This is a genomic window from Vibrio sp. Y176, assembly GCF_033438945.1.
In genome coordinates this window covers 1-558 of the sequence record NZ_JAWOQS010000974.1, presented here as the reverse complement: position 1 = coordinate 558, position 558 = coordinate 1, and the positions used below count along the sequence as shown (strand labels likewise).

Sequence of the window (558 nt, the reverse complement as noted above, 5' to 3'; positions counted from 1 at the left end):
AGACAACAGTATCCATCTACGTTGTTACGAGTCGACGCACGAACTGTTATTAGAACGGCTATCGCAGCACAAGTTGGATATGATTCTTTCTGATTGCCCGGTGGACTCGACGCAAAGCCCAGGCCTTTATAGTAAGAAGCTTGGCGAGAGTAGCATGAGTTTCTTTGCATCTTCTGACATTCCAGACGTGAAGTTCCCTGAAATTTTGGAAAAGAAAAAGCTGTTGATCCCAGCAAGTCGAACGGCGATGGGGCGAAAAGTCATTCAATGGTTTGATCGCCAAGGATTACAACCTGATGTCTTGGGAGAGTTTGATGACGTCGCGTTGATGAAAGCCTTTGCGAGATACCGTGATGATGTAATCTTTTTGGCGCCGACGGTTTACATGTCAGAAATCGAAGATGACCGCAGCTTGCAGTTGATCGGTCATGTTGAGGATTTGAAAGAAGAGTATTACGTTATTTTCGCCGAGCGAATGATTCAGCATCCTGCGGTAAAAAACGTATGTGATGCTGATTTCAGTCAAATGTTTGAGTAAACCCGTATCGTTGCTCAAAT

The 558-nt window shown here is 44.6% G+C and carries 1 protein-coding gene; it reads left to right on the top strand.

What is annotated here, in order from left to right:
• On the top strand, positions 1 to 538 hold a 538-nt coding region (nhaR, locus tag R7O13_RS29710; protein ID WP_318305572.1), incomplete at its 5' end, for a transcriptional activator NhaR.
• Between the last annotated feature and the right edge of the window lie 20 nt (positions 539 to 558).